The sequence below is a fragment of the Streptomyces sp. SX-6 genome (assembly GCF_059089585.1).
This window is the reverse complement of sequence record NZ_JBTHHU010000008.1, coordinates 71,375-95,240: the sequence shown is the minus strand read 5'-3', so window position 1 is coordinate 95,240 and position 23,866 is coordinate 71,375. Positions and strand designations below refer to the sequence as shown.

General features: G+C 71.7%; 21 protein-coding genes and 1 pseudogene. 9 read left to right on the top strand and 13 right to left on the bottom strand.

The genetic code is table 11. The annotated features are described in order from the left end of the window. Positions 1-186 precede the first annotated feature (186 nt). Complete coding sequence (locus ACV530_RS12230; RefSeq protein ID WP_494332397.1) at positions 187-2,229, top strand: DHA2 family efflux MFS transporter permease subunit; 2,043 nt, start codon at positions 187-189, stop codon at positions 2,227-2,229. A gap of 28 nt (positions 2,230-2,257) precedes the next feature. On the opposite strand, the gene ACV530_RS12225 is transcribed toward ACV530_RS12230, so the two are convergent. Beyond that, positions 2,258-2,584 (bottom strand): antibiotic biosynthesis monooxygenase family protein, encoded by a 327-nt coding sequence (locus ACV530_RS12225; protein ID WP_494332396.1) that lies wholly within the window; start codon positions 2,582-2,584, stop codon positions 2,258-2,260. A gap of 264 nt (positions 2,585-2,848) precedes the next feature. Between ACV530_RS12225 and ACV530_RS12220 the strand changes: the two genes are divergently transcribed. After that, positions 2,849-4,837 (top strand): bifunctional glycosyltransferase 87/phosphatase PAP2 family protein, encoded by a 1,989-nt coding sequence (locus ACV530_RS12220; RefSeq protein ID WP_494332608.1) that lies wholly within the window; start codon positions 2,849-2,851, stop codon positions 4,835-4,837. 57 nt (positions 4,838-4,894) lie between these two features. Next, entirely contained in the window at positions 4,895-5,377 is a 483-nt protein-coding gene (locus tag ACV530_RS12215; RefSeq protein WP_494332395.1) for a nuclear transport factor 2 family protein, read from the top strand. On the opposite strand, the gene ACV530_RS12210 is transcribed toward ACV530_RS12215, so the two are convergent. The 3 genes from ACV530_RS12210 to ACV530_RS12200 are packed head-to-tail and all read right to left on the bottom strand — an operon-like array spanning position 5,361 to position 7,205. Further along, positions 5,361-6,044, bottom strand: coding sequence for a hypothetical protein (locus ACV530_RS12210; protein ID WP_494332394.1), 684 nt, complete (start codon positions 6,042-6,044; stop codon positions 5,361-5,363). The genes ACV530_RS12215 and ACV530_RS12210 overlap by 17 nt on opposite strands. Beyond that, a complete protein-coding gene (locus ACV530_RS12205; RefSeq protein ID WP_494332393.1) occupies positions 6,041-6,583 on the bottom strand; it encodes a DUF6114 domain-containing protein in 543 nt (180 codons plus the stop codon). The genes ACV530_RS12210 and ACV530_RS12205 overlap by 4 nt, the downstream gene beginning before the upstream one ends. A gap of 1 nt (position 6,584) precedes the next feature. Further along, entirely contained in the window at positions 6,585-7,205 is a 621-nt protein-coding gene (locus ACV530_RS12200) for a DUF6230 family protein (protein WP_494332392.1), read from the bottom strand. 435 nt (positions 7,206-7,640) lie between these two features. Here ACV530_RS12200 and ACV530_RS12195 point away from each other — a divergent pair, with 435 nt between their 5' ends. Continuing rightward, positions 7,641-8,144 carry a peptidylprolyl isomerase gene (locus ACV530_RS12195; RefSeq protein ID WP_494332391.1) on the top strand — a complete coding sequence of 168 codons (504 nt, stop codon included), beginning with the start codon at positions 7,641-7,643 and terminating at the stop codon, positions 8,142-8,144. Between the two features lie 18 nt (positions 8,145-8,162). On the opposite strand, the gene ACV530_RS12190 is transcribed toward ACV530_RS12195, so the two are convergent. Further along, on the bottom strand, positions 8,163-9,404 hold the full coding sequence (locus ACV530_RS12190) for a cytochrome P450 (RefSeq protein ID WP_494332390.1): 1,242 nt from the start codon (positions 9,402-9,404) through the stop codon (positions 8,163-8,165). A gap of 189 nt (positions 9,405-9,593) precedes the next feature. On the opposite strand from ACV530_RS12190, the gene ACV530_RS12185 reads away from it, so the two are divergent. Further along, on the top strand, positions 9,594-10,763 hold the full coding sequence (locus tag ACV530_RS12185) for a steroid 3-ketoacyl-CoA thiolase (RefSeq protein ID WP_494332389.1): 1,170 nt from the start codon (positions 9,594-9,596) through the stop codon (positions 10,761-10,763). Here ACV530_RS12185 and ACV530_RS12180 read toward each other — a convergent pair. Genes ACV530_RS12180 through ACV530_RS12160 form a run of 5 tightly spaced genes read right to left on the bottom strand, consistent with a single transcriptional unit; the run spans position 10,747 to position 16,373 of the window. Next, positions 10,747-11,574 carry an ECF transporter S component gene (locus ACV530_RS12180; protein ID WP_494332388.1) on the bottom strand — a complete coding sequence of 276 codons (828 nt, stop codon included), beginning with the start codon at positions 11,572-11,574 and terminating at the stop codon, positions 10,747-10,749. The genes ACV530_RS12185 and ACV530_RS12180 overlap by 17 nt on opposite strands. Beyond that, complete coding sequence (locus ACV530_RS12175; protein WP_494332387.1) at positions 11,571-13,187, bottom strand: ABC transporter ATP-binding protein; 1,617 nt, start codon at positions 13,185-13,187, stop codon at positions 11,571-11,573. Before ACV530_RS12175 ends, ACV530_RS12180 begins: the two co-directional genes overlap by 4 nt. Continuing rightward, on the bottom strand, positions 13,184-14,491 hold the full coding sequence (locus ACV530_RS12170) for an energy-coupling factor transporter transmembrane component T (RefSeq protein WP_494332607.1): 1,308 nt from the start codon (positions 14,489-14,491) through the stop codon (positions 13,184-13,186). Before ACV530_RS12170 ends, ACV530_RS12175 begins: the two co-directional genes overlap by 4 nt. Then, a complete protein-coding gene (locus ACV530_RS12165) occupies positions 14,488-15,117 on the bottom strand; it encodes an SCO2322 family protein (protein ID WP_494332606.1) in 630 nt (209 codons plus the stop codon). Before ACV530_RS12165 ends, ACV530_RS12170 begins: the two co-directional genes overlap by 4 nt. 2 nt (positions 15,118-15,119) lie before the next feature. Beyond that, entirely contained in the window at positions 15,120-16,373 is a 1,254-nt protein-coding gene (locus ACV530_RS12160) for an SCO2321 family membrane protein (RefSeq protein WP_494332386.1), read from the bottom strand. 147 nt (positions 16,374-16,520) lie between these two features. Between ACV530_RS12160 and ACV530_RS12155 the strand changes: the two are divergent. The 4 genes and pseudogenes from ACV530_RS12155 to ACV530_RS12140 form a co-directional block, all read left to right on the top strand. Beyond that, a pseudogene (locus ACV530_RS12155) lies at positions 16,521-17,960 on the top strand (aldehyde dehydrogenase); the annotation flags it as partial. Next, entirely contained in the window at positions 17,943-18,212 is a 270-nt protein-coding gene (locus tag ACV530_RS12150; RefSeq protein WP_494332605.1) for a ferredoxin, read from the top strand. The pseudogene ACV530_RS12155 and the gene ACV530_RS12150, both read left to right, overlap by 18 nt. A gap of 157 nt (positions 18,213-18,369) precedes the next feature. Beyond that, positions 18,370-20,979, top strand: coding sequence for a class III lanthionine synthetase LanKC (lanKC, locus tag ACV530_RS12145; protein ID WP_494332385.1), 2,610 nt, complete (start codon positions 18,370-18,372; stop codon positions 20,977-20,979). 49 nt (positions 20,980-21,028) lie between these two features. Further along, positions 21,029-21,145 carry a SapB/AmfS family lanthipeptide gene (locus ACV530_RS12140; protein WP_494332384.1) on the top strand — a complete coding sequence of 39 codons (117 nt, stop codon included), beginning with the start codon at positions 21,029-21,031 and terminating at the stop codon, positions 21,143-21,145. A gap of 90 nt (positions 21,146-21,235) precedes the next feature. Here the strand turns inward: ACV530_RS12140 and ACV530_RS12135 are convergent, their stop codons facing one another. The 3 genes from ACV530_RS12135 to hpnH all read right to left on the bottom strand — a co-directional run bounded on the left by ACV530_RS12135 (position 21,236) and on the right by hpnH (position 23,751). Then, positions 21,236-21,847 carry a LuxR C-terminal-related transcriptional regulator gene (locus ACV530_RS12135; protein ID WP_494332383.1) on the bottom strand — a complete coding sequence of 204 codons (612 nt, stop codon included), beginning with the start codon at positions 21,845-21,847 and terminating at the stop codon, positions 21,236-21,238. Between the two features lie 155 nt (positions 21,848-22,002). Next, positions 22,003-22,593 carry a TetR family transcriptional regulator gene (locus ACV530_RS12130; protein ID WP_494332604.1) on the bottom strand — a complete coding sequence of 197 codons (591 nt, stop codon included), beginning with the start codon at positions 22,591-22,593 and terminating at the stop codon, positions 22,003-22,005. Positions 22,594-22,746: 153 nt separating this feature from the next. Further along, positions 22,747-23,751, bottom strand: a complete 1,005-nt coding sequence (gene hpnH / locus ACV530_RS12125; protein WP_494332382.1) for an adenosyl-hopene transferase HpnH — start codon at positions 23,749-23,751, stop codon at positions 22,747-22,749. Positions 23,752-23,866 lie beyond the last annotated feature (115 nt).

Sequence of the window (23,866 nt, the reverse complement as noted above, 5' to 3'; positions counted from 1 at the left end):
CGCCGGTCAGGGGGTGCGGGCGGAACCACTTTGTTTCCCAAAGATACAAAGAATTCGGGTGTATGCGCCAACGTCCCTGGTCAACGCGGTGGGAAGGTGCTCACCCCAGGCCAATGGAGTACCCCGGCGCGCTCCGCACGGCCGCTGAGCCCACGATGGAACCGAAGCCGGACCCAAGGAGTTCCCATGGTGGTGTCCGCGGGGCCGATACCCGGCGAGGGGCAGACCGTCCGCTCCGTGCGCGTCGCGATCGGCGCGCTGCTGCTCGGCATGCTGCTGGCGGCCCTCGACCAGACGATCGTCTCGACGGCCCTGCCGACCATCGTCGGCGACCTCGGCGGACTCTCCCACCTCTCCTGGGTCGTCACCGCCTACATGCTCGCCTCCACGGCGGCCACCCCGCTGTGGGGCAAGCTCGGCGACCAGTACGGCCGCAAGAAGCTCTTCCAGACCGCCATCGTCATCTTCCTGGCCGGCTCCGCGCTGTGCGGACTCGCCCGGAACATGCCGGAGTTGATCGGTTTCCGTGCCTTCCAGGGACTGGGCGGCGGCGGTCTGATGGTGCTGTCGATGGCGATCGTCGGCGACATCGTGCCGCCCCGCGACCGCGGCCGCTACCAGGGGCTGTTCGGCGCGGTCTTCGGCGGGGCCAGCGTGCTGGGGCCGCTGCTCGGCGGGCTGTTCGTGGACTACCTCAGCTGGCGCTGGGTGTTCTACATCAACCTGCCCATCGGCATCGTGGCCCTCGCCGTCATCGCCGCCGTCCTGCACATCCCCGCCGACCGCACCCCGCACCGCATCGACTACCTCGGCACCTTCCTGATCGCCTGCGTCGCGGTCTGCCTGGTGCTGATGACCTCGCTCGGCGGCACCACCTACCCCTGGTCGTCCTGGCAGATCATCGGGCTCGGCGTGCTCGGGGTGGCGCTGCTGGCGCCCTTCGTCCTGGTCGAGCGGCGGGCCGCCGAACCCGTCCTGCCGCTGACGCTCTTCCGGATCCACACCTTCACGCTCTGCTCGGTGATCGGCTTCATCGTCGGCTTCGCGATGTTCGGGTCCATGACCTATCTGCCGACCTTCCTCCAGGTCGTGCACGGGGTCACACCGACGCTCTCCGGCGTGCACATGCTGCCGATGGTGGCCGGCCTGCTGATCGCCTCGACCGGCTCGGGCCAGATCGTCAGCCGCACCGGCCGCTACAAGGTCTTCCCCATCGCGGGCACTCTGGTGATGGTCCTCGGCCTGCTCCTGCTCCACCAGCTCGACCCGACGACCAGCACCGCCCTCATGAGCCTCTACTTCTTCGTGTTCGGTTTCGGGCTCGGCCTCGTGATGCAGGTGCTCGTCCTGGTCGTGCAGAACTCCGTCGGCTACAAGGACCTCGGCGTCGCCACCTCCGGCGCCACCTTCTTCCGCTCCATCGGCGGCTCGTTCGGCGTCTCCATCTTCGGCACGATCTTCGCCAACATGCTCGGCCCGCGCATCGAGTCCGCCGTCGCCGGCATCACCCTGCCCCCGGGCGTCACCCCCACCGCGCTCGCCTCCGACCCGCGCGCCATCGCCAGGCTCGCCCCGCCCGAGCGGACCGCCGTCCTGGCCGCGTACTCCGACTCGATCACCGACGTGTTCCTCTACGCCGTGCCCGCCGGGCTGCTCGCCTTCCTCCTCGCCTGGCTGCTCCGGGAACAGCCGCTGCGCGCCAGCGTCACCACCCCCGACCAGAGCGAGGTCCTCGCCAGCAACCCCGTCCAGCGCACCTCGCGCGACGAGTGCGCCCGCGCGCTGTCCGTCCTCGGCAGCCGCGAGGGACGCAAGAAGATCTACGAGGACATCGCCGCCCGCTCCGGGCTCGACCTGCTGCCCGCCTCGGCCTGGATGCTCGTACGCATCAACCGGTACGGATCCGTCGTGCCCCCGCTGCTCGCCGAGCGCTCGGCCGTACCGCTGCGGGCCATCACCGAGGCCGAGCGGCAGTTGGAGACCCGCAACCTGGTCTCCCGCGGCGGAGTGGAGCTCCAACTGACCGACGAGGGACGGCGCCAGGCGGAGCTGCTCCTCGCCGCGCGCGAGCAGTCGCTCGCGGAACTGCTGGGCGACTGGTGGACGCCCGACCGGCCCCACGACCTCTGCGAGCTCGTCAAGGAGCTGAGCGGCGAGCTCTCCGGCTCGGACGAGGAACAGCCGCACAACGGCGACGGGGACGTCAGGCCGGACCACCGCCACCCGTGACGGGACCGGTGGCCCGGCCCGCTCGCCGTCAGGCCTGCTTGGGCGCCGCCTGCTGCACCACCTCGAACGACCACAGCGTGGAACCCGCCGCCGCGGGCCGCTGCTTGGGGGCACCCTCGCCGCCGCCCTGGTGCGCGGCCTTCATCGAGCCCTCCATCCAGGCCTTGAAGTCCTCCTCGGCGCGCCAGCGCGTGTAGACGAGGTACTGGTCGGTGCCCTCCACGGGACGGAGGAGCTCGAACCACTCGAAGCCGTCCGAGCTCTCGACGGCACCGGCACGCGAGGCGAAGCGCTGCTCGAGGACCTCGCGCTGCTCGGCGGGGACGGTCAGGACATTGATCTTCACGATGCTCATGAGCCCATCCTGCCCCAGCGGTCCCAAGTCCCCCGCGCCGCCCGGCGTTGCCGTGTGTTCCGGCCGTTGTGCGCTAAGTTCAGGCCACTCATGGGTGGTCCTCAGGTGTCCGGGGGGTGACCTGCGTCTGTTCCTCAAGACTCAGTAAGGTCTCAAGAGCCCGACGAGGGTGACCGAGCTGGGCGACTGGAGGAGCAGCAGGTCGTGGCGAATGCAGAGCGGGGCGGACTGGGGACTCCGCCGAGGGCGGGCTCTCGGACGATCATGATCCTGGGCGGGCTCTGGCTCCTCGCCGGGCTGCTCGCCGCCCGCCAGGCGGCAGTTGTACTGCGCCGGCCGCCGGAACGGCGGTTCACCGACCTCGCGACCTGGATAGGGGAGCACGGCGTCCTCCGGGTGCGCGGCTCCTTCTACGACACCGACAAGTTCACCGGCACCCCCTTCGCGGGGCTGGTGCTCAAACCCCTGACGTCCGCCGCCGAGCACAGCCTCGGCATCGTCTGGACCTTCGGCACACTGCTGCTCGTCGTCGCCCTCGCCCTCGTCGCCGCCCGCGCCCTGCCGGGGCCGGTGCCCCGCCGTACCGCCCTGGTCGCGGCACCCGTCGCGGTGATTCTCACGGTGCTCTCGCTGCCCGTCCGCAACACCTTCACCCTCGGGCAGACGAGCATCATCCCCGTGCTGCTGGTGCTCCTCGCCTGCTGCCTGCCCCGGCTCGCCGAGGGCACGGGCCGGACGAGCGGGGTGCTCGTCGGCGTCGCGGCGGCGCTCCAGCCCGCCGTCCTGCTCTTCGCCCCGCTGCTCTGGCTCACCGGCCGCCGCCGCGCCGCCGTCACCGGCGGCGTCACCTTCGCCGCGCTCACCGCCCTCGCGTGGGCCGCCGTGCCCGGCGACTCGTGGACGTACTGGGTGCACCACCTCGCCGGAGCCGGCCTCGGCGAACGGCCCGACGGGCTCGCCAACCAGTCCCTGCACGGACTGCTGCTGCGCATCGGCCTGCAGGGCCCGGCCGAGATCGTGCTCTTCGCCGTGCTCGCCCTCGCCGTCGTGGTGACCGGTCTGCGCCGCGCCGCGCACTACGCCCGCGACGGGCAGCCGCTGCTCGCCACGGCCATCACCGGCTGCGTCGCCGTCGCCGTCTCGCCCACCGCCTGGCAGCACCAGCAGCTGTGGATCCTGCTCGCGGTGTGCGGCCGGGTCGGCAAGCGGCGGGCCGACCGGCTGGTGTGGCCCGTCCTCGTCGTGCTGGTCATGACGCTCACCAGCAGGGTCCTCGTGCCGGACAACCCGGTCCTCGGCCCGGTCGGCGACAACGCCCCGCTGCTCGCGGCCCTGCTCGCCGCCTGCGTGGTGCCGTTCCTCTCGCGCACCTCTCCGGCCTGGGACCGGGTGACGCCGACCCCGTTCGCCGAGCCGCGGCGCGGGCGCTTCTCCTGGGTGCCGCTGCTCGGCTTCTGGCGGAGGCCGCTGAACCGTCCCAACCTGCTGCTCGAGCTGATGCTCATCCGCGTCGGCTACTTCGTCTACTCCTACATCCGCGCGGGCGCCCCCGACGAGCGGAGCCTCGCGGAGTCCCACGGCCGGCAGATCCTGGGCGCCGAGGAGTTCCTGCACATCGACTTCGAGCACGGCTTCAACCACTTCGTGGCGAGCGTCGGTTGGCTGAAGGACAGCATGAACTACTACTACGGCACCTTCCACTTCCTGGTGCCGATGTCCCTGCTCGGCTTCCTCTACCTCCGCCGCCCCGCCACCTACCGCTGGGCCCGCACGGCCCTCGCCATCGCGACGCTCATGGCCCTCGTCGGCTTCTGGGCCTACCCGCTCGCACCCCCGCGCCTGATGCCGGGCCACGGCTACATCGACACCGCCAACGGCCCGCAGGACCTCTCCAACCCCGACTTCGGCGCGCTGACCGAACTGTCCAACCAGTACGCGGCCATGCCCTCGCTGCACATCGGCTGGTCCCTGTGGTGCGGCGTCGTGATCGCGATCGTCGCGCCGAAGCTGTGGATGAAGGCGCTGGGCATGCTCTACCCGACGCTCACCTTCCTCGTCATCGTCGGCACCGCCAACCACTACGTGCTCGACGCCCTGGGCGGCGCGGCCGTGGTCGCCTGCGGCTTCGGCATCCAGTACGCCCTGACCGGCCCCGGCCCCCGGCTCCTCGCCAGGATCCCGGGCGCCCGGAGCGGGAGCAGCGCCCTGGAGTCCGCGCCGGCGGACGCGGGCGCGGACACAGCCCGGGTGTAGTAACTCGGCGTCCGATGGCCGCCGGTGGGGCGGGGTAACCCCGGCCATGCTGGCGGCATGACTGCTTCTGCGCCTCTGTCCGTCCTCCGCGCCATGTACGCCGCCGAGAACCGTTACTTCGCGGCCGGCGGCCCGGGCGGAGCCTCCTTCGCCGTGCTCGCGCCGTACTTCGCCGACGACGTCGAGCTCCACCAGGCCGAGACCCTGCCCTACGGAGGTACATGGCGCGGGCACGACGGGATGGCACGGTTCTTCCGTGCGATGAGCGAGACCTGGGAGGTCTTCGACATCGGCGAGCAGGAGTTCTTCGCCGACGGCAGCGACACGGTGATCGTGCTCAGCCGGATCAGCGCGCGCGTGAGGGCCACAGGGCGGGATCTCCGATTCCCCATCCTTCAGAGAGTCGTGGTGCGGGAGGGGCGGATCGCGGAGGTGTGGCCGTTCTACTGGGACACAGGAGCGATCGTTGGGGCCGAGGCCCCCGATCCCACCGGGCAGACGGGGACCGGGGGCCTCGGGGGCATCAGCTGCCGACGGTGATCTGCTGCGTCGGGTCCGTCGTGTCGGTGACGTTGTAGACGGCGTTGAACGTCGACGACGTCTCCGCCGTGGGGCAGCCGAAGCCGCCGGTGATGGTCACCGGGACGGTCGCGTTGGTGACGGTGATCGTCGACGGCGCACCGTTGGTGAAGGTCGTGCCGAAGGTCGCCGGGGCGGTCGGCGCGGCGGTCACCGTACACGTGGCGATGCCGGTGGTCTGGACGACGAAGCCGCTGCTGGGGATGGTCAGCGAGGCGGTGATCGGGGAGCCGTTCTGCATGGAGACGCCCCAGGTGCCGGAGGTGGTGACGGTGGCGTCCACGCCCGGCATGTTGGTGGAGCAGTCGGAATACGTGGGCGAGTTGAGCGGGCTGGCGATCGGTCCGGAGGGGTTGGAGTTGCCCGGCGCCGCCGGTATCTGGTTGTTGCTGCTTCCCGCTGCCGGCTGGGAGCTGGAGGTGTTGCACGTCACGGTGACCGAACCGGCCTGGAACGTGGCCGAGCCCGTGAGCGTGGCGGCGAACGAGTGCCCCGCCGGGGTGACGGTCGTCGAACCGGGGTCGGTCGTGCGGGCGTCGGCGGTGCCGGCCAGCGTGAGGGCGGCGGTCATGGCCAGACCGGCACCGGCGGCGAGCACGGCGCGGGTACGGGATCTGCGTGCGGTCATTCCGGCTCCTTCGGGGGAAGGGGAGTGTGGGGAACTTCGTGCACGGGATCTGGTGCGGGAGGTGCGGGAGGTGCGGGAGCATCCGGGGCGCCGGTCCCGGCCGGCGCCCCGGAAGTCGGTTCGGCCGTGGGCTCGTTGACGGTCCCGGCCGGAGGTGACGCATGCGGCTGCCAGGCGAAGACCATGCTGCCGCCGACCACGCCGAGGAGCGTGCCCAGCAGGAAGCCGCCCAGGTTGGACAGGACCAGTGCCGCCGCCGCGCACATGACGGTCACGATCCCGGCGAACATGCGGTAGTGCGGTGCGAACCATGCGCTCAGGCCCATCATGATCATGACGAGGCCCATGAGGATCGACAGAAAGCCGGTGATCCCCTGCACCAGCATGATCTTCAGCGGTGCCAGGGGGATGGCGCAGATCTCCGCACCCGCGGCGACGCTGAGCAGACCGCCCCAGAAAGGCCGCCCTTTGCGCCACAGCCGCCACGCCAGCCAGGGGTGGCGGCCGTGCGCGGACCCGAGCTCGGTGCCGGGTGTCACGTCAGAAGCATTCCGACGCGCCCTTGTGGATGCTGAGTTTGAGCCCGTTCAGCTTGAACCGTGCGGCAGTGGTGGCCCAGGCGACCTGCTTGACGTCCTTGATGTCGGCGGTCCTGGCCTGCTGCCCGAAGAGGTCCTGGGTTCCCTTCACCGGCGTCATGGTGGAGGCGTCGCGGCCGATCTCGGCGTCGTGGAAATCGATGTCGCCCTCCTGCGAGGTGACGTCCAGGCGCAGATCCTTGGCGGTCACCGGATTGGCCGGGTCGTTTCCTGCCGAGACGTTCAGCGTGAAGGTGCCGAGGACGGGAACCTTCGTCACGACGGACTGGCACAGGCCGTGGATCGTGGCCGACTCGAAGGCGGTGATGGCCACGGGGAACGGCTTGCCCTTGCCGTCGCGGACGTTGTAGTCGAAGCCGCCGAACTGCTCGAAGTGCTCGCCGTGCAGGCTCTTCGCCGCGACCTTGAACTCCTGCCCCGACACGGCGAACGACGCGGCCAGCGCCCCTTGCGCGAGCGCCACGGCCAGCGCACCCGTCACTGCGAACCCGGGCACGGCCAGCACGGCGAACTTCCGCCATCTGACGCGCCCCGTCACCTGTCTTCCCTGTGCGTCCTTCATGTTGCTGTCCCCTCGGTGAGCGGTGAGAGTTGACAACGCTGTCGGAACTGCCCGCCCGCGCTGTCATCGTGCTGAACGGTGCGATGGGGGGTGCATGTGCCGTGTGCTGTGCATGGGGCAATTGCCGCATCATGGGTGCGATGCGTCGAACGTGCGTAGTACGAACATGCCGCCCCAGAAAGGTGTACCCGAGAGTAAGTCGGTCGACGGCGGCTGGGCAAGAGTGCGGACAAGGGTTGATTCCGGCTCGGGAGGCGGGAGTTGGTGCCCCCGCCCCTGCCGCTTGTACGGTCGCTGCCGCCACCGCGCGGCGGCCGGCGACCACGCTGGCGGACGGCCAAAGCCACGAGTGCGGAGTGGTCGTGTCAGACTCGTTTGATCACTTGTTGTCCACAGCGCACCGCGGTGCGCATGAAAGATCACTTGGAGTCATCCATGACCAAGGTCCGCTTCGGTACCAACCACGGCGACATCGTGCTGGCACTCGACGCAGAGAAGGCGCCGAAGACCGTCGCGAACTTCCTCTCCTACGTCGACTCGGGTCACTACGCCGGCACGATCTTCCACCGCGTGATCCCCGGCTTCATGATCCAGGGCGGTGGCTTCACCGAGCAGATGCAGCAGAAGCCCACCAGCCCGGCCGTCGAGAACGAGGCCGACAACGGTCTGAAGAACAACAAGTACACGGTCGCCATGGCCCGTACGAGCGACCCGCACTCGGCCACCGCGCAGTTCTTCGTCAACGTCTCCGACAACGAGTTCCTGAACTTCTCCTCGAAGTCCCCGAACGGCTGGGGCTACACGGTGTTCGGCCAGGTCGTCGAGGGCCAGGACGTCGTCGACGCGATCGCTGCCGTGAAGACGGCGACGGCGGGCTTCCACCAGGACGTTCCGAAGGAAGCGGTCGTCATCAAGAGCGTGGCGCGCGTCGAGGGCTGAGCGCCCCGCAGGAGGCGGTCAGGGGGCTGCGTACCGCACCCGCAGCTCCTTGATGCCGTTCAGCCAGGCCGACCGCAGCCGCCGCGGCTCGCCTTCGAGCCGGATGTCCGGCATCGCGTCGGCGACCGCGGTGAAGACGAGGTCGATCTCCAGCACCGCCAGTGACCTGCCGAGGCAGAAGTGCGGTCCGCCGCCGCCGAAGCCGAGGTGGGGGTTGGGGTCGCGGGTGATGTCGAAGGTGTCGGGGGAGGGGAAGACCTCGGGGTCGTGGTTGGCCGAGGCGTAGAACAGGCCCACCCGCTGCCCCGCCCCGATGCGGACGCCGCCCAGCCGCGTGTCCCGCGTCGCGGTGCGCTGGAAGGCCGTGACCGGGGTCGCCCAGCGGACGATCTCCTCCGCGGCCGTCGCGGGACGGGTGCGCTTGTAGAGGTCCCACTGGCCGGGGTGGGTGAGGAAGGCGTGCATGCCGTGGCTGATGGCATTGCGCGTGGTCTCGTTTCCGGCGACGGCGAGCAGGATCACGAAGAGCCCGAACTCGTCCGAGCGCAGGTTGCCCTCGCCCTCGGCGGCGACGAGCCGGCTGACGATGTCCCCGGCCGGACGGGCGGCGCGGGCCGCCGCGAGCTCCATGGCGTAGGCGACGAGCTCGCCCGCCGCCCGGAGAGAGGCGTCCTCGGTACGGGTCAGCTCGGGGTCGTCGTAGGCGACCATCCGGTTCGACCAGTCGAAGATCCGTGCCCGGTCGGCCTGCGGGACGCCGATGAGCTCCGCGATCGCCTGGAGCGGGAGCTCGCAGGCGATGTCGGTGACGAAGTCGCCGCTGCCGTGCTCGCGCGCCGCGGCGACGATCGCGCGGGCCCGCCTGCGCAGCGCGTCCTCGAGCGACCGGATCGCGCGCGGGGTGAAGCCGCGCTGGACGATCTGGCGGATCCGGGTGTGCTCGGGCGGATCCATGTTGAGCATGATGAGCCGCTGGGCGTCGATGCTCTCGGGGCGGATGTGCTCGTTGAAGCGGATGATCGAGGTGTTGAGGGCGGCGGAGAAGTCGTCCGGCCGCAGCGAGGCCTCCTTGACGTCGGCGTGGCGGGTGACCACCCAGTAGCCGTCGTCGTCGAAGCCCGCGATGCCGTGCGGCTGGGCGTTCCACCACACCGGGGCGGTGCGGCGCAGCAGCGCGAACTCGGGGAGCGGGACGCGGTGGTGGTAGAGGTCCGGGTCGGTGAAGTCGAATCCCTCGGGGAGGGCCGGACAGGAGGGCATCGGCCACCTCCTCCTTGCACTGACGGTCCGTCAGAAAGTGCTGTTCGACGCTAATCACGCGCCCTGCGACTGGCAAGGCGCGCGACGCCATCTGTTGCATGAGCACTACGGTGCGCGACCCTTGCGTGCGGGGGGTGCCAGTCATAAGACTGCGAACGGACGTCCGCCGTCGCGAGGAGAGGACGAGCCATGGCCGCCGAGCCCGTCATCGTCGAAGCCGTACGCACCCCCATCGGCAAGCGCGGGGGCGCGCTCGCCAACCTCCATCCCGCCTACCTGCTGGGGGAGACCTACCGGGAAGTCCTCGCCCGCACCGGCATCCAGCCCGACTGCGTCGAGCAGATCGTCGGCGGCACCGTCACCCACGCCGGGGAGCAGTCGATGAACCCGGCGCGCACCGCCTGGCTCGCGATGGGGCTGCCGTACGAGACCGCGGCCACCACCGTGGACTGTCAGTGCGGTTCGTCCCAGCAGGCCAACCACCTCGTCGCCAACATGATCGCCTGCGGGGTGATCGACATCGGCATCGGCTGCGGCGTCGAGGCCATGTCCCGCGTCCCGCTGGGCAGCGCGACCCGGCACGGCCCGGGCAGACCGGTGCCGGACGAGTGGAACGTGGACCTGCCCAACCAGTTCGAGGCCGCCGAGCGCATCGCCCGCCGCCGCGGCCTGACCCGCGAGGACGTCGACGCCCAGGGCCTGCGCTCGCAGGAACGCGCGGCCCGCGCCTGGGCGGAGGAGCGGTTCAAGCGTGAGACGTTCGCCGTCCAGGTGCCGACGACCGAGGAGGAACAGCTCGCCGGACAGGGCATGTGGCGGCTGGTCGACCGCGACGAGGGACTGCGGGACACGAGCATGGAGGCCCTCGCCGGCCTCAAGCCCGTGATGCCCACGGCGGTCCACACGGCCGGCAACTCCTCGCAGATATCCGACGGCGCGGCAGCCCTGTTATGGGCGTCCAAGCGGATGGCGCGGGCACTGAAGCTGCGCCCCCGCGCCCGTATCGTCGCGCAGGCGCTCGTCGGCTCCGACCCGCACTTCCACCTCGACGGCCCTGTCGACGCCACCCGGGCGGTGCTCGGCAAGGCGGGGATGTCGCTGGCGGACATCGACCTCGTCGAGATCAACGAGGCGTTCGCCTCGGTCGTACTGTCCTGGGCGCAGGTCTTCGGCCAGGACCTGGAGAAGGTCAACGTCAACGGCGGCGCGATCGCGCTCGGTCACCCCATCGGAGCGACGGGTGCCCGGCTGATCACCACCGCGCTCCACGAACTGGAGCGCAGGGACGGCGAGTTCGCGCTCATCACCATGTGCGCGGGCGGCGCGCTGGCGACAGGGACGATCATTCAGCGGTTGTAGGGGCTTCTTTGAAAGCCACTGGCGCGTCGAACGCCGCCCGTCGCGTCGCCCGGCGCAGTGCCTTGAGCACGACCGGCCCCAGCGTGAGCGTCGCCGCGAGCGTGACGAGGGCGCGCGGGAGGTCCCAGCCGAGCGAGGTCGCCAGGCAGTAGGCGGTGAAGCGGGCGAGGTTGGCGGAGAGCGGGTCGCCGGGGACGAACGAGATGCCGGAGGCGAGCGAGCCGATGTACGGCCAGCCCTGGAGGTTCATGACCGTGCCGTAGAGGACGGACGCCACCGCCCCGTACGCCGCGAGCATCGCCAGCTCGCCGCGCCCGCGCAGCCGGTCCGCGCCCGGCAGCAGGCCCGCGCCCATCGACACCCACCCCATGGCCAGCATCTGGAACGGCATCCACGGCCCGACCCCGCCCGTCAGCAGCGCCGACGCGAACATCGACAACGCGCCCAGCACAAAGCCGAATCCGGGGCCGAGGACCCGCCCCGACAGCACCATGAGGAAGAACATCGGCTCGATACCGGCCGTCCCCGCGCCCAGCGGGCGCAGTGCCGCGCCCGCCGCCGCGAGGACGCCGAGCATGGCGATGGCCTTGGCGTCCAAACCCGTGTCCGCGATCGTCGCCACGACGACCGCGAGCAGCAGCGGCAGCAGCGCCGCGAACAGCCACGGCGCGTCCTTGGAGTGCGCGAGCCCGGAGGCGGAGTCGGCGAGCAGCGGCCAGCCGAAGGCGGCGATGCCGGTGAGGGAGACGAGGACGAGGGCGACGACCGAGCGCGGGCCCAGGCGTATGGGACGGGGACGTACGGGACTCATGAAGCGCCCTCCAGTGCATCGCGCACCTGCGGGACCGTGAGCCACGGCAGCGGCGCGAGGATCTTGGCGACCTGTGGGGCGAACGCGGGCGAGGAGACCACGACTTCGGCGGTCGGGCCGTCCGCGACGACCTCGCCGTCGGCCAGGATCAGCACCCGGTGGGCGAGTTCGGCGGCCAGCTCCACGTCGTGCGTCGCCAGGACGATCGCGTGCCCCTCGGCGGCGAGCCCGCGCAGGATCTCCACCAGGCGGGCCTTGGCCGCGTAGTCGAGACCCCGCGTCGGCTCGTCCAGCAGGAGCAGCGGCGGGCGGGCCGTGAGGACGACCGCGAGCGCGAGCGCGAGGCGCTGGCCCTCGGAGAGGTCGCGGGGGTGGGCGGCGTCGGCCACGTCCGGCAGCAGTTCGGACACCAGCGCACGGCAGGTGCCGGGCGCGGCGTCCGCGTCGTGGTCGGCGGCGGCGCACTCGGCGGCGACGGTGTCGGCGTACAGCAGGTCGCGCGGGTCCTGCGGTACGAGGCCGACGTGGCGCAGCAGTTCGCGCGGGCCCGTGCGGTGCGGTTCGGCGCCGCCGACGCGCACGGTGCCGTGGGACGGCGCGTGCAGGCCGACCATCGTGCGCAGCAGCGTCGACTTGCCCGCGCCGTTGCGGCCCATCAGGGCGACGGTCTCGCCGGGGCGGACGGACAGTCCGATGCCGTGCAGTGCCTCCGTGCGGCCGTGGCGCACGGAGAGGGAGTCCGTCTCGGCGACGGGCGTGCCGCGCTGCGCGGGGACGGCCGGCGGGGCGGGCGTCGTGTTGGCCAACTGCTCGCGCAGTGGTGCGGCCTTGCGGCGTGCGTCGCGTACGGACAGCGGCAGGGGGGACCAGCCCGCGATCCTGCCGAGCGCCACGACGGGCGGGTGGACGGGCGAACGCGCCATGATCTCGGCGGGGTCGCCGACGACCGGCGCCGCGCCGGGGCCGGGCAGGAGGACGACCTGGTCCGCGTACTGCACGACGCGCTCCAGCCGGTGCTCGGCGAGCAGCACGGTGGTGCCCAGGTCGTGGACCAGGCGCTGGAGCACCGCGAGCACCTCCTCGGCGGCGGCCGGGTCCAGGGCGGACGTCGGCTCGTCCAGGACCAGCACCTTCGGGTGCGTCGTGAGCACCGAGCCGATGGCGACGCGCTGCCGCTGCCCTCCGGAGAGGGTGGCGATGGGACGGTCGCGCAGATCGGCGAGGCCGAGGAGGTCGAGGGTCTCCTCGACGCGGCGCCGCATCGTGTCGCCGGGCAGGCCGAGGGATTCCATGCCGTAGGCGAGCTCGTCCTCGACGGTGTCGGTGACGAAGTGGGCCATCGGATCCTGGCCCACGGTGCCGACCACGTCGGCCAGTTCGCGTGGGCGGTGCGTGCGGGTGTCGCGGCCCGCGACGGTGACGCGGCCGTGCAGGGTGCCGCCGGTGAAGTGCGGCACGAGGCCCGAGACGGCGCCGAGCAGGGTCGACTTGCCGACGCCGGACGGGCCGACGAGGAGGCACAACTCCCCTTCGGGGATGGTGAGTTCGACGTCGCGGAGGGCTGGGGTGTGGGTGCCGTCGTAGACGACCGACACGGATTCGAAGTGGATCACTGTGCGCTGCCTCCTGCCGCGGTGGGGGGAGTTGTGCCCCGGTCCCGCCCTTTCTCCGTTTCCTGGGGCTGTGCCCCAGACCCCCTTGTCGCGGCTTCGCCGCTCGGCCTCAAGCGCCGGCCGGGCTGAAAGTCAGCCCGTCCGGCGATTGAGGACAACCGCGCGGAGCGCGGTTTCGGGGTCCGGGGCGGAGCCCCGGAAGAGACGGTGAGAGGGCGGGGCCGGGGCACAGCTCCCCCCGTCGGCACAAACGCCGGCGCGAGGCCGAGAAGCACCGCCGCCGCCGGAACCAGCGGTAGCGAAGGCGCAGCCAACGGCACCGCCGGCGGATGCAGCACCGCCGCATCGCCCGACCCCGCCCAGGCCATCAGCGCCGCGACACCCGCCCCCGACGCGGACACCAGCCACTCCCGCACCCCCCACCGGTCCGGCCGGTACCGCGTACGCACCGAGCGGCGGCCGCCCAGCCACAGGCCGCCGAGTGCGGCGAGCAGGCCGGCCGCCAGCACCGGCAGCCCGTACCCCGCACCCTGGTCGGCCAGCAGGCCGTACGTGCCGGCGCACACGCCCAGCAGACCGCCCAGCGTCAGAACAGACGTCGTGTGCCGGACGGCGCGCGGCACCGCGGCCGCACGCCCGTAGCCACGCGCGTCCATCGCCGCCGCCAGATTGACCGAACGTTCCAGCGCACCCTCCAGCACCGGAACCCCCACCCGCAGCAGCGCACCCAGCCCGCGGTCGCTCCGGCCCCGCAACCGCCGTGCGGCGCGCAGGCGTTGGACATCCTCGACCAGATGCGGCGCGAAGGTCATCGCGACGACGACCGCCACACCCGCCTCGTACAGCGCACCCGGCAGGGACTTCAGCAGCCGCGCCGGATTGGCGAGGGCGTTCGCCGCGCCGACGCAGATCAGCAGGGCGGCGAGCTTCAGCGCGTCGTACAGCGCGAACACCAGCCCCTCCGCCGTGACCCGGCCGCCGAGGCGCACGCCCTGCGCCCAGTGCGGCAGCGGGATCTCGGGCAGCACAACGACCGTGTGCGTGCCCGGAATCGGCGAGCCGAGCAGCACGGCGAAGACGAGCCGGATGACGATCACGGCCAGGCCGAGCTTGAGGAACGCCCCGTACGACCGCGCCCAGGGCGCATCCGTGCGCCGGACCGCGACGACATAGCCGGCGACGGCGATCAGCAGGCCCAGCAGCAGCGGATGGGTGGTCCGGGAGGCGGCGGTCGCCAGGCCCAGCGCCCAGATCCACCAGGCGCCCGCGTGGAGTTCGCGGGCGCGCCCGCGCGGGCCGCTCATCCGCGCCGGCGGCGGCGCGTCTGCCACACGGCGGCGGCACCGAGGACGGCCACGGCGGCAACGCCCGCGATCAGACCGGTGGACGGGCCGCCGCTCCCCGACGAACCCGAAGAGCTCTCCTCGCCCACCTGCTCGCCGCAGCCCGTCCTCGGGTAACCGGCGATCGCGCACAGCAGCGCGGAGGAGTTGTACCGCAACGGCTTCGCGACCGCCGCGAGCGCGTCACCGGCGCTCCCGTCCGAGGGGATCCGCGCACACGCCGTACGGGCGGCGGGCGGCGTCTCGCCGCCGGGCGCGTCCGCGGCGGTGCCGAAGTCGACCGCGACCGCCACCCGCTTGCTGCCCTCCCGGGCAGGCGTGCCCGCGCACACGGCGTCGAAGCCGGGCGCACCGCGCGGCTTGGCGGCGTTCGACGAGTCCTCGCTCACGGTGAACCGGAAGCCGACGCTGTCCCCGTCGCCGGGCCGGGCCTGGGCGGGCCCCTGCGTGGCGTACGTCCAACTGCCGCCGTGGCCTTGCCAGAACGACCAGTAGCGGTAGCCGGCCGCGTGCGCGGGGGCGCCGGCGAGCACGGTGAGCAGCCCCGCGATCAGCAGGGCGCTCGCCGCGCGGACACCACGTATCAACGTCACTGCTTCTTCCGGCGGTTGCTCAGCAGGAAGCCGATGCCGACGCTGGCGACGAAGCAGATGCCCACGAACCACCAGATGCCGAAGGTGGTGCCGCTCTCGTCCTTCTTCTCCTCGGCGTTGGCCGGGGCGGTGTCCGGCTCGGGGCCGGTCGCGTTCAGCTGGGAGACCAGGTCGGCGCCGCCGAAGTCGCGCGGGTCCGTGCCCGCGGCGCGGGCGGCGAGGACGAGCTTGGCCAGCCGGGCCGGGTCGCCCTTGCCGGAGTCGCCCTTGGCCCACTCGGCCGCCTTGCTCTCCTTGGACTCGAGCCACTTCAGCGGCTTGCCCGCGGCGTCACGGTGGCCGCCCGCGGCCAGGGCGAGGACCGCGTCCGCGGTGACGCCGAAGTCCGGGCCCTTGGGGGCGCCCGGCATGGAGGACTCCAGGTGGTTGCCGGTCGCGTCGAGCTTCTTCGCCAGGTACGCGGCCACCGCCCCGGCCGCGGCGGGGGCGTCCTTCGGCTTGGCCTTGTCGTCCTTCTCGCAGCCGAGCGCCTCGACCGGCTTGTCCTTGCCGTTCGCCGGCTCGACGAGGAAGCCCTTGCCCAGGGCGGCCAGCGCGGACGCGGCGGATGCCGAATTGTCGGCATTGAGCTGGTCCTTCTGCGGGGCCCAGGCGAACGCTCCCCGGTCGTCCTCCTTCGCGGAGCAGCCGAGCTGGAAGGTCAGCAGGGCGTCGTACGGGCTCTTGCCGCCCTTGGCCGTGGCCTTGGCCGGGTCCTGGCCGGCGGCCGCGAAGGCGCCGACGGCGACGGCCGTGGAGTTGGCGTTGCTGGGCGCGCCGGCGTTCATGCCCCAGCCGCCGTCCGCGTTCTGGTGGGCCTTGAGCCAGTCGATGCCCTTCTTCACCTGCTCGCCGCGCCCGCCGACGGCCGCGAGGGCCTGGACGGCCACGGCGGTCTGATCGGTGAACTCGTCCTTCTGTGCGTCGCAGGGCTTGCCGGTGTCGGCACGGAACCCGGGGAAGCCGCCGTCGGCGCACTGCTGGCCGGACAGCCAGTCGATGGCCTGCTTGGCGGGGGTGATGCCCGTCGCGTTCTGCGCGAGGAAGGCCAGGGACTGGCGGAAGACGCCGTCGAACTTGGGGTCGCTCGTGCCGTACAGGCCGGGGGCCTGCGGCTTCGGGCTGTCGGCGACGCTCGTGCCGGCACCGGTCGCGGTGATCAGGAGGGCGGCGGTCAGGGCGACTGCGCTGCGCGCGGCGGGGTGGGCCATGGGAATGGGTGCCTCTCTCGGTGCTCGCTGTGGCCTGCGGTGCCGCTGCGCGGTGCCGTTTTGTCCCCCGTACTTTACCGGCGCACCGCGCTCCGAAGCCGGTCCGGGGGTTCCGGCGGCCGGGCAGGAGCTGGTATCACGGCTGACGTGGCGTCAGTTATCGAGCACGGACAGCTGTTCATCGGCGGTGCCCTGGCCGACCCGGCCGCACGGAGCACCCTGGACGTCGTCTCGCCGCACAGCGAGCGGGTCATCGGCCGCGTACCGCACGCCTCGCGCGAGGACGTCGACCGCGCGGTGCGGGCCGCCCGGGCCGCCTTCGGCGGCTGGGCCGCACGGCCGCTCGCGGAGCGCGTCGAGATCGTCACCCGGATCAAGGACGGCCTCGCCGCCCGGCACGAGGAGATCGCGCGGCTCATCTCCGCGCAGAACGGCTCCCCCTACTCTTGGAGCGTCCTCGCGCAGGCCCTCGGCGCGGTCATGGTGTGGGACGGCGCGATCAGGGTCGCGCGGGAGTTCCCGTACGAGGAACGGCGGGCCGGTGCGCTCGGCCCGCTGCTCGTGCGGCGCGAACCGGCCGGCGTCGTGGCCGCGATCGTGCCGTGGAACGTGCCCCAGTTCGCGGCGGCGGCGAAGCTCGCCCCCGCCCTGCTCGCGGGCTGCACGGTCGTGCTCAAGCCCGCGCCGGAGACGCCGCTGGACGCGTACGTCCTCGCGGAGATCGCCGCCGAGGCGGGGCTGCCGGAGGGGGTGCTGTCGATCCTGCCCGCCGGGCGGGAGACGGGCGAGTACCTCGTCGGCCACCCGGGCGTCGACAAGGTCTCCTTCACCGGGTCGGTCGCCGCGGGCAGACGCGTCATGGAGGTCGCCGCGCGGCACCTCACCCGCGTCACGCTCGAACTGGGCGGCAAATCCGCCGCGATCGTCCTGCCGGACGCCGACCCGGACACCGCCGTCGCCGGCATCGCGCCCAGCGCGTGGATGAACAACGGCCAGGCCTGCGTGGCCCAGACCCGCGTCCTCGTCCCGCGCGCCGCCTACGACGACTACGCCGCGCGCTTCGCCGCGGCCGCCGCCGCGCTGGTCGTCGGCGACCCGCTCGACCCCAAGACCCAGGTCGGCCCGCTCGTGACCCGGCGGCAGCGCGAGCGGTCGCTGGAGTACGTCGCCGCCGGACGCCAGGAGGGCGCCCGGGTGCTGACGGGCGGCGGCCGGCCGCACCTGCCCGGCGGCACGGGCTGGTACGTCGAGCCGACGCTCCTCGGCGACGTCGCCAACACCATGCGCGTCGCCCGCGAGGAGATCTTCGGCCCGGTCGTCTGCCTGCTGCCGTACGACGACGAGGCCGAGGCCGTGCGCATCGCGGACGACTCCGACTACGGCCTCTCCGGCAGCGTCTGGACGGCCGACGTCGAGCGCGGCATCGAGGTCGCACGGTCCGTGCGCACCGGCACGTACTGCGTCAACACCTTCAGCCTCGACATGCTCGGGCCGTTCGGCGGCTACAAGAACTCCGGCCTGGGGCGGGAGTTCGGGCCGGAGGGCTACGGCGAGTACTTCGAGCACAAGATGATCCACCTCCCGGCCACGTACCTAGAAACCGGGGCCCGCGAGCGCCGCTGGAAGGTGGCCGTCGACCGCGGGCTGTGCGTCGGCTCCGGCCAGTGCGCGGGAGTGGCGCCCGAGGCCTTCCGCCTCGACGAGGCCCACAAGTCACACCCGGCCGCCCCCGTCACGGCGGCGTCGGACGACGTGCGCCTGGCGGCCGAGGGATGCCCGGTCGAGGCCATCACCCTCCACGACGAGGCGACGGGCGAGGAGGTCTTCCCCGGCGAGTAGCGGCGAGTAATGCGCGTATGACACTCGCATTAAGCAACCTCCTTTTGTTACTCATGCGTTCCGCACGGTCACTCGGTGACATCTGAGACTGTCGCCACCTCCCCGGCGCGTGGAAATCTCGTCGTCGCAACCAGGCGCATACGCACGGGGGAGCCCGATGGACAAGAGGTACGAGGTCTACTGTCTTGCCGACCGGCATTTCTACGAGACCCCGGACCGCCTGCAGAAGGTGGCGACCGCCACCGCGCAGGACGCCCTGTTCGACACCGCCCGCCGCCCTGTGCCCGACGGCTGGGAGACGAGCCGCACCGGTGACTGGCTCCACGTCGTCCCCGCCACCGGGAACGAGAACCGGCCCGCCCAGGGCTGGAAGATCCATGTGACGGCGACCACCGGCACCGCGGACAAGACGGCCGCCGCGGTGTGGGACCACTGCGTGCCCCGGCGCATCCCCTTCAAGTTCGTGCCGGGAGCGCACCTGCTGCACCTGCGCAACAGCAAGTACGCCGGACGCGACATGAGCGGCAAGTTCGTCACCGTCTACCCCGATGACGAGGCCCAACTCGAGGAAACCCTGGGCGCGTTGCACGAGGTCCTCGGCGGCTCGCCCGGCCCGTACATCCTCACCGACCTGCGCTGGCACGACGGCCCGCTCTACGTCCGCTACGGCGCCTTCGCCCGCCGCTTCTGCGTCGACGAGCGCGGCTCGCTCGTCCCCGCGATCGAGGACGCCGAGGGCCGGCTCGTACCGGACCCCCGCGACCCCGCGTTCCGGGTCCCCTCCTGGGTGACCCTGCCCGCCTTCCTCGAGCCCCACCTCGCCGCACGCAACGCCACCACGGTCGGCGACCTGCCGTACCGCATCGAGAAGGCCCTGCACTTCTCCAACGGCGGCGGGGTCTACGTCGGCACCGACACCCGCGACGGCCGCAAGGTCGTCCTCAAGGAGGGCCGCCCGTACGCCGGCCTGGCCGCGGACGGCGCCGACGCGGTGGCCCGGCTCGAGCGGGAGAAGGAAGCGCTCGAGAAGCTCTCCGGACTCGGCGTCGCACCCGAGGTGCGCGACTGGTTCACGCTGGGCGACCACCGCTTCCTGGTGATGGACTTCGTCGAGGGCCGCCCCCTCAACTCCTTCTTCGGCGAACGGCATCCGCTGCTCGCCGCCGACCCCGACCCCTCGGCGGTCGAGGCCTACACGGCCTGGGCGCTGCGCATCCACGGCGCTGTCGAGGAGGCCGTCGCCGCCGTGCACGGCAGGGGAATGGTCTTCAACGACCTGCACATGTTCAACATCATGGTCGGGCCGGACGAGGAGTCCGTCGCGCTGATCGACTTCGAGGCCGCGGCCCCGGCCGCCGAACGAGGCCGCCAAGTCGTCGCCCACCCGGGCTTCTTCGCGCCGCCGGACCGCCGGGGCGTCGAGGTGGACCGCTACGCCCTGGCCTGCCTGCGGCTCGCGCTCTTCCTGCCCGTCACCACCCTGCTGGTGATCGACCGCGAGAAGGCGGCCCACCTGGCGGACGTGATCGCCCGGGAGTTCCCGGTGCCCCGCGCGTTCCTCGACGAAGCGGTGGCCGAGATCACCCGTACCCCGGCGGGCGACCGTCCCGTCGCCGGGACGGAGCGACCGCACGGCCCCGCCGGCCCCGGCGACTGGCCGCGCGCCCGCGACTCGATGGTGCGCGCCCTCCTCGCCTCCGCGACCCCGGACCGCGACGACCGGCTCTTCCCCGGCGACATCGAGCAGTTCTCCGAAGGCGGCGGCCTGGGCCTCGCCCATGGCGCGGCCGGTGTGCTGCACGCCCTCGCCGAGGTGGGCGCCGAGCGGTACGGGGCGGGGGAGGAGTGGCTCCTGCGCCACACCGACCCGGTGCCGCCCGGCACCCCGCTCGGCCTCTACGACGGCCTCGCCGGCGTCGCCCTGGTCCTCGACCGGCTCGGCCACACCCGGCGCGCCCTCGACCTGACGGAGACCGTGCTCGGCGAGCAGTGGCAGCGACTGACCTCCGGGCTGCGCGGCGGACTGGCCGGACTCGGTCTGGTGCTCGACCACCTCGCCGTCACCACGGGCGAAAGTGCCCTCCGCGACCGGGCGTTGGAAGCCGCACAACTCCTGGCCGACCGGCTCGAAACAGAAGATTCCGGACGGCAGCGCGCCGGCCTGATGCGGGGCGCCACCGGACCGGCCCTCCTGTTCCTCCGGCTGTACGAACGCACGGGCACGCCCGCGCTGCTCGAATTGGCCAAAAAAGCCCTCAGAGTGGATCTCGCGCACACCGTGCGGGCCCCCAGCGGCAGCCTCCAGGTGGACGAGGGCTGGCGCACGATGCCCTACCTCGGCGACGGCAGCGTCGGCATCGGCATGGTGCTGGACGACTACCTCGTCCACGCCGGTGACGACGGCGAGTTCACCGAGGCACGCGACGGCATCCTGGCCGCCGCCCGCTCCCGCTTCTACGCCCAGCCCGGCCTCCTCCAGGGCCGCGCCGGGATGATCCTCCACCTCGCCCGCACCGTCGCGCCGGGCGACACCACGCGGGCTGCTCCGACTCCCGGCCTTGCCGCACAGATCGCCGCACTGGACTGGTACGGCATGTCCTACCAGGGCGAACTCGCCTTCCCCGGGCACCAGATGATGCGGCTCTCCATGGACCTCGCCACCGGAACGGCGGGCTGCCTGCTCGCGCTCGGCGCCGCACTCGGCGACCGCCCGGCGCAGCTGCCGTTCCTCGCGCCCCTCGCGGCGCCCCAGAGCCGGCTCCGCTGAACGCGGAGCCGTAACCAGCACCACACTGTCCCCACAGAAAGGAACGATCATGGCACTTCTCGACCTGCAGAGCCTGGAGTCGGAGCAGCAGGGCGGCGCCGGCAACGAGAGCACCGTCAGCCTGCTCTCCTGCGTGAGCAACGTCAGCGTCATCCTCTGCCTCTGACGGCTGCCTGACGGCTGCCTGACGGTGCCTGTGCGGGCCCTCCCCCTTGACGGGGGAGGGCCCTCCCCTTTGTACGGTCCTACGGGGCCATCATGACAGCCAGCCGGCCCGGCGCGATATGCGGATGGCGTCAACACGGTTGCGGGCGCCGGTTTTCCGGGTGATGGCCGCCATGTAGTTGCGCACGGTGCCGGACGACAGATGCAGCCCGCAGGCTATCTCCTTGATGGAAGCCCCCTCGGCAGCCAGTGACAGGACGTTCAACTCACGCTGGGTGAGGGGTATTTCGGCCGCCTGAAGAAAGCCGAAACCGAGCGCTTCATCGATGAAACGTTCCCCCTTCGCCACTCTTCTTATGGCCTCGACCAACAGGTCCGGCGAAGCGTTCATGTCCAAGTAGCCGAGGGAGCCCGCCTCGTAGGCGCGGCGCAGGGGGCCCGGCCGCCCCCGCCTGACCAGCGCGATCAACGCGCCGTCGGCCGTCGTACGGCAGCGCTTCGACAACTCCCCTATCCCGTACGGCTCACCGGCCTCGGAGCCGTCCATGCCGGCGACGCATACCTGCGGCGGGTGGTCCGAAACCGCTGCGTCGGCGTCCCGCCAGGACGCCGAGGAGACCTCCAGGTCGGGCTCCCTGGCGAGCAGTTCGGCCAGAGCGGTCCTCAGCAGACGGGTCTCATGTATCAGCAGGACCTGGATCATCGTCCGGTTCCTCCAGCATTTCCCGCAGCAAACGCTGCCTCCGGTGGGGCGGTAACTTCATACCGGCACGTGGCAGCGCGCGGGGTGCGTTGGCAAGAGGTGCGTCCGGCGCAAGAGCGAAAAGGACTCACGAACGAGACACGAACGAAAGGCGCTCAGGCGATCAGGCGGCAGGCTGTCTCGATGTCGACCTTCACCTGGGTGATGGAGGCGCGCCCCGACAGCCAGGTGATCAGCGCCGAGTGCCAGGTGTGCACGATGACCCGCACCGCGGACAGCTGCTCGGGCGCGGGCGGGCCGGGCAGCCCCATCGCGTCCAGGATGATCGTGGTGGTCAGCCGGGAGACGGCGTCGACCTCCGCGTTCACCGAGCGGTCGGCGAAGGTGAGGGCGCGGACCATGGCGTCGGCGAGATGCGGATCGCGCTGCATCGCGCGGAAGGCCCGCATCAGGGTCTCGGCCACCCGCGCGGCCGGGTCCGCCCCGGTGGGCGGCCGCTCGCGCAGCGTCTTGTGCAGCCGCTCGAGCTGGTCCCGCATGGTGGCGACCAGCAGATGGATCTTGGAGGGGAAGTACCGGTAGAGCGTGCCGAGCGCGACGCTCGAGGCCTCGGCGACCTCCCGCATCTGCACCGCGTCGAAGCCGCCGCGGCCGGCCAGTTCGGCGCTGGTGTGCAGGATGCGTCGGCGGCGGGCCTCCTGGCGCTCGGTGAGCACCGGCGGGGCCGACTTGGGATCGGCGGTCATCGGTTCCGGCATGTTCCGTTTCGTGCGTTCCGTCTTCAGGCGGCCGTTCCGTCTTCGGGCGGCGGACAGGGTGCATGATGACAGGGCGTCCCGCAGTGACGCGAATCACTATCGCTCATCACCGCATGGTTCACCGGGACGCGTACGGCCCTCTCACATGGACGTCAGCGCGCGGATGCTCTCCCTGAGCGAGCCCATCGTGGCCAGCACGGCGCTCGGTTCGTAGCCGCAGTGCGCCATGCAGTTGTCGCAGCGAGGGTCCTTGCCGCGGCCGTATTTGTCCCACTCGGTGGTCTCCAGCAGTTCCTTGTACGTCGAGGCGTAGCCGTCCGCCATCAGGTAGCAGGGACGCTGCCAGCCGTGCAGCGAGTACGAGGGGATGCCCCACGGTGTGCACGCGAACTCCCGCTTCCCCTCGAGGAAGTCGAGGAAGAGCGCGGAGTGGTTGAGCCGCCACTTCCTGCGCCGTCCGTTCGCGAACGCCGTGCGGAAGAGTTCCCTGGTCTGCTGCACGCCGAGGAAGCGGTCCTGGTCGGGTGCCATCTCGTAGGCGTAGCCGGGGGAGATCTCCATCCGGTCGACCTTGAGGTCGTCGTTGAGGAAGTCCAGGACGTCGATGATGGTCTTCGGGGAGTCCGTGTTGAAGAACGTGCTGTTCGTATACACCTGGAAACCCCGGGACTTGGCCAGCCTGATGGCCTCCACCGCCTCGTCGAACACGCCCTCCTTGCTCACCGCCTCGTCGTGCCGCTCGCGCAGGCCGTCGATGTGCACCATCCACGCGAAGTTCCTGTCCGGCCGGAACTTGTGGAGGTGCTTGGGCAGCAGCAGGGCGTTGGTGCACAGCACCACGAACTTCCGGCGCCGCAGCAACTGCCGTACGACTTCGTCGATCTGCGGATGCATCAACGGTTCTCCGCCCGAGAGCGCCACCATCGGGGCCCCGCACTCCTCGACCGCGCCGACCGCCTGCTGGACCGGCATGCGCTTCTTCAGCACGTCGTGCGGATGCTGGATCTTGCCGCAGCCGGCGCACTTGAGGTTGCAGGCGAAGAGCGTCTCCACCTCGACGAGCAGCGGGAACTTCTCGTTCCGCAGCAGCTTCTGCTTGATCAGGTGCTTGCTCAGCTTCAGCGACAGATGCAGCGGCAGGCTCATGCCGCCATCCATGCCCGCCGCGTACCGGGCGACGCACCGGAGCGCATTACAGGACCATCACCTTTGAGGGGTCGGCTGAGGGGTCGGCCCGAGGTGCCGGTCCGGGGCGCTCAAC